The sequence below is a fragment of the Pacificibacter marinus genome (genome assembly GCF_018860505.1).
Lineage (GTDB): Bacteria > Pseudomonadota > Alphaproteobacteria > Rhodobacterales > Rhodobacteraceae > Celeribacter > Celeribacter marinus_B.
In genome coordinates this window covers 82,274-95,998 of record NZ_JAHKPU010000020.1, presented here as the reverse complement: position 1 = coordinate 95,998, position 13,725 = coordinate 82,274, and the positions used below count along the sequence as shown (strand labels likewise).

Genomic DNA, 13,725 nt, shown 5'->3' with positions numbered 1-13,725 from the left:
TAAGTCCTTTCTCACTCTGCCGAGTCTTTGGCAGCGCCAGGATAGTGAGCCACGAAGTCATCTTCGATGGTCGCAGGCAGTGGCAATGGTTTCTCGAACACGCCGAGAAGTGGCAAGATCACCAAGAAGTAGGCGAACCAGTATGTCGCGCCGATCAATGAAATCCAGTCATGCGGGAATTCAGTGTCACGTGCACCAACCCACATTAGAACCATGAAGTCGACGCAGAGCAAAGCGAACCACCATTTGAACATCGGGCGGTATTTGCCTGAGCGCACAGAGGATGTGTCGAGCCATGGCGCCAAGGCCATAACAAAGATCGCGCCGAACATCGCCAGAACACCAAAGAATTTCGCATCAACGATGCCGGCTGTGATAAAGGACGCGAATTGAACCGCCCATACATCGGCCGTAAAGGCACGTAGGATCGCGTAGAAGGGCAAGTAGTACCATTCAGGAACGATGTGCGATGGTGTCGCGAGAGGGTTCGCAGGGATGTAGTTATCAGGGTGACCAAGGTAGTTTGGCATGAAGCCAACAACTGCAAAGAACGCCACCAAAACAACGCCAAGAGCAAAGAGATCTTTGATCACGAAGTATGGCCAGAACGGCAATGTGTCTTTTTTTGCTTCTTTGACAGAGCCACGACGCACTTCAACACCAGTTGGGTTGTTGTTGCCTGTGTGATGGAAGGCCCAGATGTGAACAATCACAAGACCCGCAATCACGAATGGCAGCAAGTAGTGCAGCGAGAAAAAGCGGTTCAGTGTGGCGTTGTCCACAGCAGGTCCGCCCAAAAGCCAAGTTTGCAAGGCTTCACCAACGAATGGAATTGCGCCGAACAGGCCGGTGATCACAGTCGCGCCCCAGAAGGACATCTGACCCCAAGGCAAAACATAGCCCAAGAAACCAGTCGCCATCATAAGCAGATAGATGAGCATGCCGATGATCCATGTGATTTCGCGTGGGGCTTTGTATGAGCCATAGTAGAGACCGCGGAAGATGTGCAGATACACAGCGATAAAGAACAAAGACGCGCCGTTTGCGTGCAAGTAACGCAACATGTGGCCACCGTTCACGTCGCGCATGATGTGTTCAACAGAGGCAAAAGCCAGATCAACGTGTGGAGTGTAATGCATCACCAGAACGATACCGGTGACGATTTGCAAAACCAGACAGAAAGCAAGGACAATGCCCCAGATCCACATCCAGTTCAGGTTTTTTGGGGTTGGTGCCGTCAATGTTGAATGAACAAGGCCAATAATTGGCAGGCGACCATTAATCCACTTTTCGATACCTGTTTTAGGTTCGTAGTGGTCGTGCGGAATACCAGACATCAGTTTCTCCCTCAGCCCAATACGATTTCAGTGTCGCCATCAAAGGCGGCTACTGGAACAGGCAGGTTGCGTGGAGCTGGGCCTTTGCGGATGCGGCCAGCTGTATCGTAGTGAGAGCCGTGACAAGGGCAGAACCAACCACCAAAGTCGCCAGCGCCATCGCCAAGCGGCACACAACCAAGGTGGGTACAAACACCCATCATCACCAACCATTCGCCGTTTTCGTCCAGCGTGCGGTTGGCGTCGGAAGCATCTGATCCTGCCGCGATGTTGTCATTTTCAGCGTTACCATCAATCAACACAGAAAGATCAACGGCGCGAGCAGCGGCGATTTCGTCTTCGGTGCGGCGACGAATGAAAACGGGCTTGCCGCGCCATTTCACAGTCAGCTGTGTGCCAACTTCGATATCGCTGATATCAACGCGTATAGAGGCCAAAGCCTTAACATCCGCTGAGGGGTTCATTTGGTTGACCAGCGGCCATACTGCGGCTCCTGTCGCGACTGCACCAGCACCAGCTGTGGCGTAGTACAAGAAATCGCGACGGTTGCCTTCGTGTTCGTCTGCGTGGGACACGAGCAATTCTCCATTGTCTCAAGCCGGTCTTCCGGCCAATGCATAAGAAGGCCACGGTTTCCCGTTGCCCTGCTGAGGCGCTTTTAGCCCCGTCATCGCGCCACGTCCAGCGTGCATTACGTCGCAAGTGGGGCGCGTTGTCGCGGGAACACAGTTTGAGGTCCTCATAGTGCCAAAGCTCTGTTGTCAAAGCGCGGTTGCCTCGTTTAGCAGCAAGGCGCACTTTGTTTTGCAATTTCTCTTATATCTGGACTTGCCCTTGTTTCGAACACCTTCAGCTGTGCTCTTTAGTCGTTCTTACAGCTGTCCCGCTGACTGCGCATGCGCAGACAGAACTGTCTTTGCCGCATGTCGATATTGAAGCCACTGGCGGGTCACATACCTCTGGGTGTCAGGTGATGGGTCCCGTTGTGCGGGCAACGGCTGGTGATGGTTATTCTTTCTAGCTTACTGGCTGTTCGAAATCTGGAAAATACCTGCTTGGTGTACCTTCACGCCACAGCGGGTATTTTTGCATTATATCTGTAAAACGGCTTGAGGCTAAAAACCGTTCGAGCCATCCTTTGACGCCAGTCCAGTGCTGCGCATCAAACCAAGCGCGGTCCACATTTGCAAACTGGCGCACAAAAGTGATGGTTGCTAGGTCGGCCAGACAGGGTCGATCTGAAAACAACCAATCAGTTTGGCGTAGCTGTGTATCGACAGTCATCAGAATCGCTTTTGCATTTGCGCGCTCAATCTCTGGATCAACACCTTCATACCGCGTCGCGTATTTGTAGCGATCAAGTGCGTTTTTGAATGGACCTTCAATGGTTGAAATCCAATCTGCACCTTCAGCGGGCATATCCAACAGATTTTCAGGATCATTCTGCTCTAAGGCCCAATCCATAATGTCTCGGCTTTCGTCAACAACATCTGTTCCGCCAAGCCACAACACAGGCACAGTGCCTTTGGGCGACAATTCTAACATATGTGCGGGTTTATCGCGCAAAACAATCTCGCGCACTTCTACCGTGATTCCAGCACTTAACAGTGCCAAGCGCGCACGCATCGCATAGGGGCAGCGGCGAAAATTATAGAGAATCGGGTGAGCGAGTACGTGGGTCATGCGATCAACTGTGTGCCGTCGAGGCCAAGGATCGTCGCGGTGACCAATGATCCTTCAGCTTGGGCCCTGTCAAAATGAACTTCGGTAAATTGCTCAGTGCGGCCCATGTTCGGGTTTTCCATTAAGATATGATGGGTGCGGCCAATTTGCGCGGTCAAATGCCTTTGCACCTGAGAATCCCCTGCGGCGCGCAACTGTGCTGCACGAGCCTTGATCACATTGCCATTCACTTGGCTGGGGATTTTGGCGGCAGGCGTCCCCTCGCGTTTGGAATAAGGAAACACATGCAGCCAGGTCAGATCGCAATCACTAACCAGTCTCAGCGAATTTTCGAAATGCGCGTCTGTTTCCGTTGGAAACCCCGCAATGATATCTGCGCCAAAGGTCATGTCGGGGCGCAATTTTTTCGCGTCCTCACAAAATTTGATCGCATCATCGCGCAGATGCCGCCGCGCCATCCGTTTGAGAATCAAATCATCACCATGTTGCAGTGACAAATGTAGATGAGGCATCAAACGCGGCTCGGTCGCGATGGCTTCCATCAGCGCATCATCGGCCTCAATCGAATCAATTGAGCTGATGCGTAGGCGCGGCAAATCGGGGATGAGTTTTAAAATCCGCATGACCAAATCGCCAAGACGCGGCAAGGCAGGCAAATCAGCCCCCCAAGACGTTAAGTCAACGCCCGTCAATACAACCTCGTTATAGCCCTTATCCACAAGCCGCTTGATTTGATCGACCACAACGCCCGCAGGGACTGAGCGCGAATTGCCACGACCATAAGGAATAATGCAAAACGTACAGCGATGGTCACAACCGTTTTGCACCTGCACATAGGCGCGGCTGCGGGTGCCAAACCCATCAATCAAATGACCTGCGGTCTCAGTGACAGACATAATGTCATCAACCTGAACGCGCTCTGTCTGGCCAATAAAATCAGGCCCCATGGCATTCCATGTCTCAGCCTGCATTTTTTCGGTATTACCGACCACCACATCGACCTCCTCCATACTGGAAAACGTCGCGGGTTCTGTTTGTGCCGCACAACCCGTGACAATGATCTTTGCCTCAGGGTTTTCACGGCGCAGTTTGCGAATTTCTTGACGGGCTTTGCGCACAGCCTCGGCAGTGACCGCACAGGTGTTGACCACCACAGCATCTTGCACGCCAGCCTTGGTGGCGAGCTCTTTCATCGCTTCGGTTTCATAAGCATTCAGGCGACAACCAAGCGTGGCAAAAATCGGCGGATTGGCAGTCATTAGATTTGCTCCAAAAAGGCGGTGCTGAATATGCCAGAAAAGACCAAGGTCGTCGGCCCCGTCATCCAAACGCCATCATCGCGCCAGTCCAGCGTGATCCAGCCGCCGTCCATTTCCATACGTACCTTGCGTTCCGTCAGCCCGCGTGTGGCGGAAGCCACGACAGTCGCGCAAGCGCCAGAGCCGCAAGCCATGGTAATGCCTGCACCACGTTCCCACACACGCATCCGAACTTCGTCGCGATTGCGTATTTCAGCGAACTCTACGTTGGTGCGCTCAGGAAACAGCGAGTCATGTTCAACAGTTGGTCCAAGGCCTTTCACATCGACAGTTTCGGCATTATCCACAAAGAACACAGCATGGGGGTTGCCCATGCCAACGGCCACAGGGTCGCCTGCAAGTGGCAAGTGCTCGACATTTACGTCATGCGACAGTGGCACCTGATCCCAATCCATCAAAGGATGGCCCATATTGACAGAGACTTCGTCGCCCGCGCGCACAGCCTGTAAAATGCCGCGCTCGGTGCGAATGGTCACAGCGTCTTTGCCCGTTTCATCAATCATCAATCGCCCAACGCAGCGCGTGGCATTGCCACAGGCACCTGCGCGCGATCCGTCGCTGTTCCAAAAATCCAAATCGATGTCGGCTTCATCCGAGTCGCGAATCTCTGCAAGTTGGTCAAACCCAACGCCGCAGTTACGATCTCCGATGGCTTTTGCCAAAGCAGGCGTTATCTGCGCCTCGCGTCCTCGCGAGTCGATAATGACGAAATCGTTGCCAAGACCATGCATTTTCAGGAAAGAAAGCGTGATATTATCGGCGCGGGTGGTGTTTTGATCGGTGTTCATGTTGGGGCATATAACCCTTGATGACATCTTTTAAAAGATATTCTCAGTTTTGTGCTTGACGCTACCGGTGTGCGACTGTAAATCCGCCCCACCACTAAGAAGTGGGCCCTTAGCTCAGCCGGTAGAGCAACTGACTTTTAATCAGTAGGTCGATGGTTCGAACCCATCAGGGCTCACCACTTCTTCTTTTAGTGTGGTTCAAAAGAGCGCCCCTTGGGCGCTCTTTTTGTTTTCCCTGATATTTCAAAATCTTATCAGAATGGATTGTTCAGAGTCGTGGTTACAGCAGAGGTATTGCGATCTTTCTGTAAAAGGGTGCTATTTACACATGACGGAAATATGTGGGGTGCTGACGTTCCAATGGAATGATACGTTTGATCAATTGGCGCAGGTGGGCTGACATGGCTGCACGGGCGGCATCTGGATCTTGCACGTTGATCGCATTCAGAATCGCGTGATGATCTGCCATAGCGTCGGCGGGGCGGCCTGGCTCTGGCAACAACAGCATGCGCGCGCGGCGTAATTGCAGTGACATCTGGCCCGCTGCAAGAACAACCTTAGGATACCCTGTGAATTCCAGAATCATGTGGTGAAAATCGACATCGGCCTCAAAGAACCCTTGATAGTCTTGGTCGTCTATAAGCAAGCCTTGCAGGCGCAAGTTCCGTGTAAGTTTAGTGAGCTGCTCCTCTGTACGCTCTTTAGCGACCTTGGCCACAGCTGCTACCTCAACGGCTTCACGCAGAAAGCTTTCTTCGCGCAATTCAGACACTGAGAACTGTGAAACGCGGGTCGCAGATTGTGGGATGATGTCGACCAGACCATCCGATGACAATCGCCCCAGCGCTTCGGCAACAGGGGAGCGCGACACTCCAAGATGTTCACATAATGCGCCTTTGCGTAAAACCATGCCCGGCTCGAACGTCATGTCCAAGATTTTATTGCGTAGCGCCGTGTACACACGTTGCCCCAAAGGGCCTTCGAGTGAGTCGATATCAAGCGCTAGGGTCTGGTCGGGCATCGTTCGTCCTTTAAGTGGCATGTTAGTTTACGCTTAGGTCAAGTCAAGTTGGACTGCTTGTTATGCTATGAGACCTCAATTTGTCACAAAAAAACGCCGCCCCAGATGGAGCGGCGCCGTAAATTTTGTCGTGTTGCCGCTTATTTTTTGACGTCAGGCAAGATGCGGACGGCGCCAGTTGCCGCTGACGAGGCAAAGGCGGCATAGGCCTTGAGCGCAGTTGAGACAAAGCGTGGGCGGTCCTCAGTAGGGGCCCATGGCAATGGGCCAGCAGCTTCGCGGCGTTTCGCGATTTCCGCGTCAGAGATCGCCAAATGGATTTTGCGGTTTGGGATGTCGATCTCAATCGGATCGCCGTTTTGCACCAAACCGATCAAGCCGCCTTCTGCCGCTTCAGGGGAAACGTGGCCAATCGATAGACCAGAGGTGCCGCCAGAGAAACGACCATCGGTGAGCAGGGCGCATTTCTTGCCCAAGCCTTTAGATTTCAGATAAGACGTCGGGTAGAGCATCTCTTGCATCCCCGGCCCGCCTTGAGGGCCCTCAAAGCGAATCACGACCACATCGCCGGATTCCACTTTGCGGGTCAAAATACCCTGCACCGCATCGTCTTGGCTGTCGAATACATGCGCTTTACCGTTGAACACAAGGTTGCTGTCGTCCACACCCGCCGTTTTCACGATACAGCCGTTTTCGGCTAGATTACCGAACAAAACAGCTAGGCCGCCATCTTTTGAAAACGCGTGCTCAACCGAACGCACAACGCCATTTTGGCGGTCGTCGTCCAGTTCTTTGTAACGGTTGTCAGTCGAAAACGCCTGCGTGGTGCGCACGCCGCCGGGGGCCGCACGGTAGAACGAATTGGTCTCAGGCGTGTTGGCGACTTTGATGTCCCATTTGGAAATCGCTTGAGCCATTGAATCAGAGTGCACCGTTGGCACATCGCCGTGCAATAAGCCGCCACGATGCAATTCGCCCAAAATCCCGAAAATTCCGCCCGCGCGGTGAATATCTTCCATATGCACGTTGATCGTGTTTGGCGCAACTTTACACAGACAGGGCACTTTGCGTGACAAGCGATCCATGTCTGCCATGGTAAAGTTGACACCCCCTTCGTGCGCGATGGCTAAAAGGTGCAGAACGGTATTGGTCGATCCGCCCATAGCAATATCCAAAGACATGGCGTTCTCAAACGCGTCAAAGTTGGCGATGTCACGAGGCAGCAAGCCCGGTTTTTCGTCCTCATAATGCGCTTTGGTGATCTCGACGATCTTGCGGCCAGCTTCCAAGAACAGGCGCTTGCGATCAACATGTGTCGCCAAAGTAGAGCCGTTGCCGGGAAGGGCCAGACCCAAGGCTTCGGCCAAACAGTTCATTGAGTTCGCTGTAAACATACCAGAACAAGACCCACAGGTAGGGCAGGCGTTCTCTTCGATGTCTTTGACTTGCGCGTCGGTGAATTTGTCGTCGGCGGCAGCAACCATGGCATCCACTAAATCGACTTTAACCTCAAGATCATCAAGGGTCACCTTGCCGGCTTCCATCGGGCCACCGGACACAAAGATCACCGGAATGTTCAGCCGCATCGCGGCCATCATCATGCCGGGGGTGATTTTATCGCAGTTGGAAATACATACCATCGCATCTGCACAATGCGCGTTGACCATGTATTCAACAGAGTCCGCGATCAATTCGCGTGAAGGCAGGGAATAGAGCATCCCGTCGTGGCCCATGGCGATACCATCATCCACAGCGATTGTGTTGAATTCCTTGGCAACGCCGCCAGCTTCTTCGATTTCGCGGGCCACCATTTGACCGAGATCTTTCAGGTGCACGTGACCGGGCACGAACTGGGTGAATGAGTTCACAACAGCGATGATCGGCTTGCCAAAATCGCCGTCTTTCATACCTGTTGCACGCCAAAGGCCGCGGGCCCCTGCCATATTGCGGCCATGGGTGGAGCGGCGAGATTTATAATGAGGCATATTGCTAACTTTCGTATTCGCGTGAGACCGACAGAACCAAAGGTCCGATGGTGTAGAATGGGCAAACGCCCAAATATTTGGAAGGATACATACGAGGTTTGGCGACGCATTTCCAGTTGGTACACCAAAATAGGGCGCGCCAAAGTGATGGGTACCGCTTTATCTTTAAATTTTATTGCTTTTTGACCCGCTTGAGTGTGTCTCCAAAGTCTAACGAAGGCTCTAAAGTGATCAATTCTTTTCCTGCGGCTTCGGGATTCGCTGCACGTTCGGCGATGATTTGCGCGGCTGCGCGACCAATTTCAACTCGACAAGCATCCATTGTGGCGAGCTGGCGGGGTAGGCCATCTAGGAATTCGATGCCGTTAAAGCCCGCAAGGCCGATCTGGCCCGGCACATCGATGTCGTTGTCGAGACAATACAGCAGACCGCCGGCACCGATCATGTCGTTTGAGTAATACAGAAAATCGAGGTCAGGCGTGCGACTCAGAATGGTTTCTGTCATTTCGCGGCCTTTGGCCAAAGCTGACCCACCAGAATAAAATTCTTGATCAGCCACTTCCAAACCCGCCTTGGCAAGTGCTTCTGTAAAGCCTTCAAAGCGTTTGCGTGCACGGTGATCAAGCGGCATCTTTGTGCCGAGAAAGCCGATCTTTTTATATCCTGCATCCACAATCGCCTGCGCCATCTTGCGGCCCGCACGGCGGTGCGAAATCCCAACAACTGCATCAACGGCGTCGCCGTCTGTGTCCATAATCTCAACGATAGGAATGCCCGCTGCCCCAAGCATCGCTTTGGCGGCTTCTGTGTGTTCAAGCCCCGCGATAATCACGCCGGACGGACGCCAAGACAGCATTTCATATAGCACAGCTTCTTCGCGTTCAGGTTTGTAATGCGTGACGCCAACCACGGGCTGAAGTTCAGTGTCATCCAAGATTTCCGAAATGCCCGTCATGACCTCTGGAAAGACCATGTTGGATAAAGAGGGGATAATCACCGCCACCAAGTTGACGCGTGACGAGGCCAAAGATCCTGCGATTTTATTGGGCACATAACCAAGCTCGCGCGCGGCGGCCAACACTTTTTCGCGGGTCGCTTCAGACACATCACCACGATTGCGTAAAACGCGGCTTACAGTCATTTCAGACACACCAGAGGCCTCTGAGACGTCTCTTAAGGTCAAAGGGCGTTTGGGAATTGGTCTGATGGGCATTTGTGTCATTGCATGTGGGCCTTCACTACATTTGGTAGTCATGACCATACAGGGAAAATCGGTCTTGTCCACGCGCAGCAATGTCGCTATGTTATCGCTAACAGGGCTGGAATCCATAGTTCCGACCCAAAAGAACATCCGAATCGTCCTGCAAGCTCTCTAACTCTCAGTGCGGTCTCGGATTTAGAGGGGGAGTGGTGGGCCAAATTCGCTCCCCCTTACCTATTTCAAAACGAGACATTCTCCAACGCAGAATAATGAACACGTGATGGGCTTGTCTTCGGCGTCAACGCAGGTAAAACAAAGCCGCGCGGCCCCGTGGCTCAACTGGATAGAGCAGCCCCCTCCTAAGGGGCAGGTTGGTGGTTCGAATCCACCCGGGGTCACCAAATTATTATTAAGTATATGATTTTACTTATTTCTATTGAGTTTGGGGGGCGAGTTGGAGCTTTTGTTCCTTTTTGGGGGCTGCTGAGCATCATCCGTTTGTTGAAATTGCGGATGTTGTATTCGATCTGTGAGGGACTTTCATGCTCTGGTTGTCGTCTAAAAGTGCGGTTTATCTGTAAGCCTTGTGCGGGATCGGATGTTGTCCCCAAAAAATAAAATACCGTTTATGCCACAGTGCGATTGGACCTATAATGAAGGGGTTAACGCGAAAGCGTTGGTAAAACTCTATCGCGCACAGAGATCAAATGATCGCGCATGCAGGCTTCTGCAAGGTCGGCATCGCGTGCTTCAATCGCGGCACAGATCGCCTCGTGCTGCTGAAAGCTGCAATAATTGGCGGCAGGGCCCATGGTTTCTCGTGATTGTCCCCAAACGGTGGAGCGCCTCACGACATTTAGTGTCTCGAACAGATAAACAAGTAGCTTGTTTTGCGTGGCCTTGGCTATGATAGCATGAAGATTGTTATCTTGTGCCTCATAGCTGCGCCAATCAGGGGCGGCGCGGCAGCGCTCATTGCAGGTGCGCATCGCGATGAAATCCGCTTGGGTGCCAGAATGTGCTGCCAGCCGAGCGAGGCTCGGTTCAATTGCCAATCGCGCGGCGATCACTTGGATAGGGCTGGCCAGTTCCCCAAGGTAGGCGACATCGTTGAGATTGAGCACAGGACGCGCGCCCACAAAGGTACCACGCCCAACATGTCGCCAGATGAGTCCGTCTGCTTCCAAACAGTTCAACGCCTTGCGGAGTTCACCGCGTGAAACCTTGAAATGTGCGGCGAGTTCGCGTTCGGGGGGCAAGCGTTCATTGTGTTGAAAGCCCTTTGATACGATATACAGCCGAATATTTTCAGCCAGAGTTGCGTTCAGTTTTTGATTCATTTTAAACCAATCTGTTAATTGGTTGCGAGTGGCAATCTATGCAAGGCTCGAAAACCTGATAACGTATACCCAACAATGACAGAGGATTTCGAACAATCAAGTCTGAACGGAAAAAAAATCACTTAACCAATTCATCATTGGTTACACACTTGGCTCCACTGTCGCTGGCCTAAATAAATGATGGCTTTGTCCATCCCCTTGCGAAGGAAATGAAACACGATGCGCTTTACTACGATACTCTCAACGACCGGTCCCATTGCTGTCGTAGAATTGAACCAAAATCAATATCTACCAGTCGCTGAAGCAGCGCGTGCGGCAGGTGCCACAGATCCGGCCCTGCTTGAGGGCGGGTTGCAAGCCATCATCGAGGGCGGTGACGCTTCGCTGGCTGTATTGCGTGATATCGTCGCCAATGCGGCGCCTGAATTGACGGTATCTGCTGAGGGCGCGCAGCTTTGTGCGCCTTTACCGACACCTGCAAAAAACGTGTTTTGCGTTGGTCGCAATTACGCAGAACATATTGCCGAAGGCGCACGGGCGTTGAAAGCGAATATTACTGCAACTGAAGTTCCAGTATTTTTCACCAAACCACCAACCACGGTGACCGGCCCCTACGCCGACGTGCCTATCTTTCCACAGGTTTCGACCAGCATCGATTACGAGGTCGAGTTGGCGGTGATCATCGGCAAGCCTGGCCTTAACATTTCTATAGAGCACGCGATGGAGCATGTTTGGGGCTACACCGTCGTTAATGACGTCACGGCGCGCGACGTGCAACGCCGCCACGGCGGACAGTTTTTCAAAGGTAAAGCGTTTGATGATTCTTGCCCGATGGGTCCTGTCATCGTCACCCGCGATGAGATCACTGATCCCCACAATCTGCGTGTGAGCACTGTTGTGAACGGCGAGACACGCCAAGATGGCAATACGGCACAAATGATTTTTGATATCCCCACACTTATCGCATCCCTTTCCGAAGGCTTGACGCTGAACTCTGGCGATATCTTGGCCACTGGAACGCCGTCAGGTGTTGGTTACGCGATGGAGCCGCCACATTTCTTAAAAGATGGCGATATCGTGGAATGCGAAGTCGAAGGCATTGGTACTTTGCGCAATACGATGCGCAACGTCTGATACGAAAACGACGCAAGGTGTTCCGCGGGAGGCGGGATCCTTGTGTTTCAAAAAAGCAGAACAAATTGGAGGATATATGATGCTTACCAGACGTATTTTTACGGCTTTAATGATGAGCGCTGCGGTGATGACGCCCGTCGCGATGACAAGCCCCGCTTCGGCACAGGAACTCACAAAGATCACTTTCGTGTCGCCAAGCGCCTCGGCGATCAATTCATTCAGCATTCACACAGCCATCGGCGAAGGGTTCTTTGCAGATGAAGGCCTTGAGGTGACAGCGCAGGCGATCAACGGGTCCGGAGCGGTGCTGCAAGCGCTCTCATCTGGGCAAGCTGATTTTGGACGCCCTGGTCCGGGACCCTTGCTTGCAGCGCGCGGGCGCGGCGTGGATGCGGTGTTCATTTACAACCACGCGGCCAAGAACAACTTTGGTCTCGTTGTGCCTGATGCCAGCCCAGTGCAAACGCCGGCTGAGCTGAAAGGCACAGTCATCGGCACTGGGTCAGCTGATGGCGCAGAAGTTGGTTTTGCTCGGAATGTGATGACGGGTTCTGGCCTTGTGGATGGCACTGATTATTCATTCTTGACTGTGGGCGATGGCGGACCGGCCTCTGCTGGTCTCAGATCGGGCGAGATTTCAGCCTATTCAGCTGCAGCTGCCGATGCTGCGGTTTTGAACCATCGCGGTGTGGCCGTGCGCGATATTACTCCACCTGAGTTCGCGCGTTTCTTTGGTAACGGTTTGGTGACGATGGGCGATACCATCCGCGACAATCCTGAACTGGTCGAAAAATTTGTCCGTGCAGTGTACCGCGGTCACATGTTTGCGCTGGACGAGGCCAATCGCGAAGCAGTTTTGGACGACATGGCAGCGGCCAACCCGCAAGAAAGCGAAGATCGTGAGTTTGCGAACGCACTGCTGGAAGCGATTATGGACCGATCCATTCCAACCGATCTCAGCCATGGGTATGGCTACCAGCCACCTGAAGTTTGGGTCGAATGGCAGGACGTGCAAATTGCAGGCGGCGAATTGGCTGAACCTTTGCCCGATTTGACAGCGGCCTACACCAACGAGTTTACCTTCAAAGTGAACGGGAGCGCTAACTAATGCCTGCTGCCGCAGCCCTATCCCCTACCGACGCTCCTCGTGAGCCTGTTTATCAACTCAGTCATGTTAGCAAAACCTACGCACGTAACGCGGTTACCGCGTTGGATGATGTGAACTTGACCTTAAGAAAAGGCAGCTTCTCATCCGTTATCGGGTCCAGTGGCTGCGGCAAATCTACCCTTTTAAAAATCATGTCAGGCATGATCTCGCCGACCAAAGGGCGGGTAATGTTGCAAGACAAACCTGTCATGGGACCGCGTCGTGACATCGGGATGATGTTCCAGCAAGCGACATTATTTCCATGGCGTACGACCTTGGAAAATATTGTTCTGCCGATTGAAATTCGTGATGGCAAAAAGGCTGCAAAAGCGGCTGAAGCGCAAGCGCGCGCATTGATGGAACTGGTCGGATTGAAAGGGTTCGAAGACACCTATGCAAACGAGCTGTCCGGTGGCATGGCGCAGCGCGCTTCGATCTGTCGGATGTTGATCACGGAACCTGCTGTTTTGCTATTGGATGAACCGTTCAGTGCGTTGGACGAACTCAGCCGCGATTTTATGAATATGGAATTGCAGCGAATTTGCACGTCGCGTGATGCGACGGCATTCTTAGTGACCCACTCCATCCCTGAGGCGGTGATCCTGTCAGATGTGGTTTATGTGATGAAACCGCGTCCTGGTCGTGTGGCAGAAGTGGTCGAAATCGACCTGCCACGCCCCCGCACTTTGGACATGATGACCACACCGAAATTCGGTGCACTGGTCGAACATATCCGCAGCAGTTTGGACAAGGAGGCCTTTGTATGACAC

At 52.9% G+C, this 13,725-nt stretch carries 12 protein-coding genes and 2 tRNA genes; 5 read left to right on the top strand and 9 right to left on the bottom strand.

Translation table 11 applies throughout. The features are described 5' to 3' along the window. Nucleotides 1-11: 11 nt before the first annotated feature. The 5 genes from petB to dapF all read right to left on the bottom strand — a co-directional run bounded on the left by petB (nucleotide 12) and on the right by dapF (nucleotide 5,127). Nucleotides 12-1,337 (bottom strand): cytochrome b, encoded by a 1,326-nt coding sequence (gene petB, locus KO503_RS08200; RefSeq protein ID WP_215991063.1) that lies wholly within the window; start codon nucleotides 1,335-1,337, stop codon nucleotides 12-14. 11 nt (nucleotides 1,338-1,348) lie between these two features. Beyond that, entirely contained in the window at nucleotides 1,349-1,912 is a 564-nt protein-coding gene (gene petA / locus KO503_RS08195; protein ID WP_215943167.1) for a ubiquinol-cytochrome c reductase iron-sulfur subunit, read from the bottom strand. A gap of 442 nt (nucleotides 1,913-2,354) precedes the next feature. Beyond that, complete coding sequence (locus KO503_RS08190; protein ID WP_215991062.1) at nucleotides 2,355-3,020, bottom strand: glutathione S-transferase; 666 nt, start codon at nucleotides 3,018-3,020, stop codon at nucleotides 2,355-2,357. After that, complete coding sequence (gene mtaB / locus KO503_RS08185) at nucleotides 3,017-4,279, bottom strand: tRNA (N(6)-L-threonylcarbamoyladenosine(37)-C(2))-methylthiotransferase MtaB (protein WP_215991061.1); 1,263 nt, start codon at nucleotides 4,277-4,279, stop codon at nucleotides 3,017-3,019. The genes KO503_RS08190 and mtaB overlap by 4 nt, the downstream gene beginning before the upstream one ends. Then, entirely contained in the window at nucleotides 4,279-5,127 is an 849-nt protein-coding gene (gene dapF, locus KO503_RS08180) for a diaminopimelate epimerase (protein ID WP_215991060.1), read from the bottom strand. The genes mtaB and dapF overlap by 1 nt, the downstream gene beginning before the upstream one ends. Nucleotides 5,128-5,230: 103 nt before the next feature. Between dapF and KO503_RS08175 the strand changes: the two genes are divergently transcribed. After that, nucleotides 5,231-5,306, top strand: a tRNA-Lys gene (locus tag KO503_RS08175). Between the two features lie 143 nt (nucleotides 5,307-5,449). On the opposite strand, the gene KO503_RS08170 is transcribed toward KO503_RS08175, so the two are convergent. The 3 genes from KO503_RS08170 to KO503_RS08160 all read right to left on the bottom strand — a co-directional run bounded on the left by KO503_RS08170 (nucleotide 5,450) and on the right by KO503_RS08160 (nucleotide 9,355). Continuing rightward, the gene (locus KO503_RS08170) at nucleotides 5,450-6,148 is read right to left on the bottom strand and encodes a GntR family transcriptional regulator (RefSeq protein ID WP_215991059.1); all 699 of its coding nucleotides are present in this window, start codon (nucleotides 6,146-6,148) and stop codon (nucleotides 5,450-5,452) included. Between the two features lie 140 nt (nucleotides 6,149-6,288). Beyond that, a complete protein-coding gene (gene ilvD / locus KO503_RS08165; RefSeq protein WP_215991058.1) occupies nucleotides 6,289-8,133 on the bottom strand; it encodes a dihydroxy-acid dehydratase in 1,845 nt (614 codons plus the stop codon). A 172-nt stretch (nucleotides 8,134-8,305) separates the two neighbouring features. Then, nucleotides 8,306-9,355: a LacI family DNA-binding transcriptional regulator gene (locus KO503_RS08160; protein WP_215991057.1), complete on the bottom strand. Its 1,050-nt coding sequence runs from the start codon at nucleotides 9,353-9,355 to the stop codon at nucleotides 8,306-8,308. A gap of 303 nt (nucleotides 9,356-9,658) precedes the next feature. Between KO503_RS08160 and KO503_RS08155 the strand changes: the two genes are divergently transcribed. Then, nucleotides 9,659-9,735, top strand: a tRNA-Arg gene (locus tag KO503_RS08155). A 261-nt stretch (nucleotides 9,736-9,996) separates the two neighbouring features. Here KO503_RS08155 and KO503_RS08150 read toward each other — a convergent pair. Continuing rightward, nucleotides 9,997-10,674, bottom strand: a complete 678-nt coding sequence (locus KO503_RS08150; protein WP_215991056.1) for a FadR/GntR family transcriptional regulator — start codon at nucleotides 10,672-10,674, stop codon at nucleotides 9,997-9,999. Between the two features lie 219 nt (nucleotides 10,675-10,893). Between KO503_RS08150 and KO503_RS08145 the strand changes: the two genes are divergently transcribed. The 3 genes from KO503_RS08145 (at nucleotide 10,894) to KO503_RS08135 (ending at nucleotide 13,722) form a co-directional block, all read left to right on the top strand. Further along, nucleotides 10,894-11,808 carry a fumarylacetoacetate hydrolase family protein gene (locus tag KO503_RS08145; RefSeq protein ID WP_215991055.1) on the top strand — a complete coding sequence of 305 codons (915 nt, stop codon included), beginning with the start codon at nucleotides 10,894-10,896 and terminating at the stop codon, nucleotides 11,806-11,808. Between the two features lie 76 nt (nucleotides 11,809-11,884). Further along, nucleotides 11,885-12,916, top strand: coding sequence for an ABC transporter substrate-binding protein (locus tag KO503_RS08140; protein WP_252730998.1), 1,032 nt, complete (start codon nucleotides 11,885-11,887; stop codon nucleotides 12,914-12,916). Further along, nucleotides 12,916-13,722 (top strand): ABC transporter ATP-binding protein, encoded by an 807-nt coding sequence (locus tag KO503_RS08135; RefSeq protein ID WP_215991054.1) that lies wholly within the window; start codon nucleotides 12,916-12,918, stop codon nucleotides 13,720-13,722. The genes KO503_RS08140 and KO503_RS08135 overlap by 1 nt, the downstream gene beginning before the upstream one ends. Nucleotides 13,723-13,725 lie beyond the last annotated feature (3 nt).

Excerpts from the sequence above, each read along its gene's own strand:
- petB (WP_215991063.1), bottom strand. The coding sequence starts at position 1,337 with ATGTCTGGTATTCCGCACGACCACTACGAACCTAAAACAGGTATCGAA.
- KO503_RS08190 (WP_215991062.1), bottom strand. The coding sequence starts at position 3,020 with ATGACCCACGTACTCGCTCACCCGATTCTCTATAATTTTCGCCGCTGC.
- mtaB (WP_215991061.1), bottom strand. The coding sequence starts at position 4,279 with ATGACTGCCAATCCGCCGATTTTTGCCACGCTTGGTTGTCGCCTGAAT.
- dapF (WP_215991060.1), bottom strand. The coding sequence starts at position 5,127 with ATGAACACCGATCAAAACACCACCCGCGCCGATAATATCACGCTTTCT.
- KO503_RS08170 (WP_215991059.1), bottom strand. The coding sequence starts at position 6,148 with ATGCCCGACCAGACCCTAGCGCTTGATATCGACTCACTCGAAGGCCCT.
- ilvD (WP_215991058.1), bottom strand. The coding sequence starts at position 8,133 with ATGCCTCATTATAAATCTCGCCGCTCCACCCATGGCCGCAATATGGCA.
- KO503_RS08160 (WP_215991057.1), bottom strand. The coding sequence starts at position 9,355 with ATGACACAAATGCCCATCAGACCAATTCCCAAACGCCCTTTGACCTTA.
- KO503_RS08150 (WP_215991056.1), bottom strand. The coding sequence starts at position 10,674 with ATGAATCAAAAACTGAACGCAACTCTGGCTGAAAATATTCGGCTGTAT.
- KO503_RS08145 (WP_215991055.1), top strand. The coding sequence starts at position 10,894 with ATGCGCTTTACTACGATACTCTCAACGACCGGTCCCATTGCTGTCGTA.
- KO503_RS08140 (WP_252730998.1), top strand. The coding sequence starts at position 11,885 with ATGATGCTTACCAGACGTATTTTTACGGCTTTAATGATGAGCGCTGCG.
- KO503_RS08135 (WP_215991054.1), top strand. The coding sequence starts at position 12,916 with ATGCCTGCTGCCGCAGCCCTATCCCCTACCGACGCTCCTCGTGAGCCT.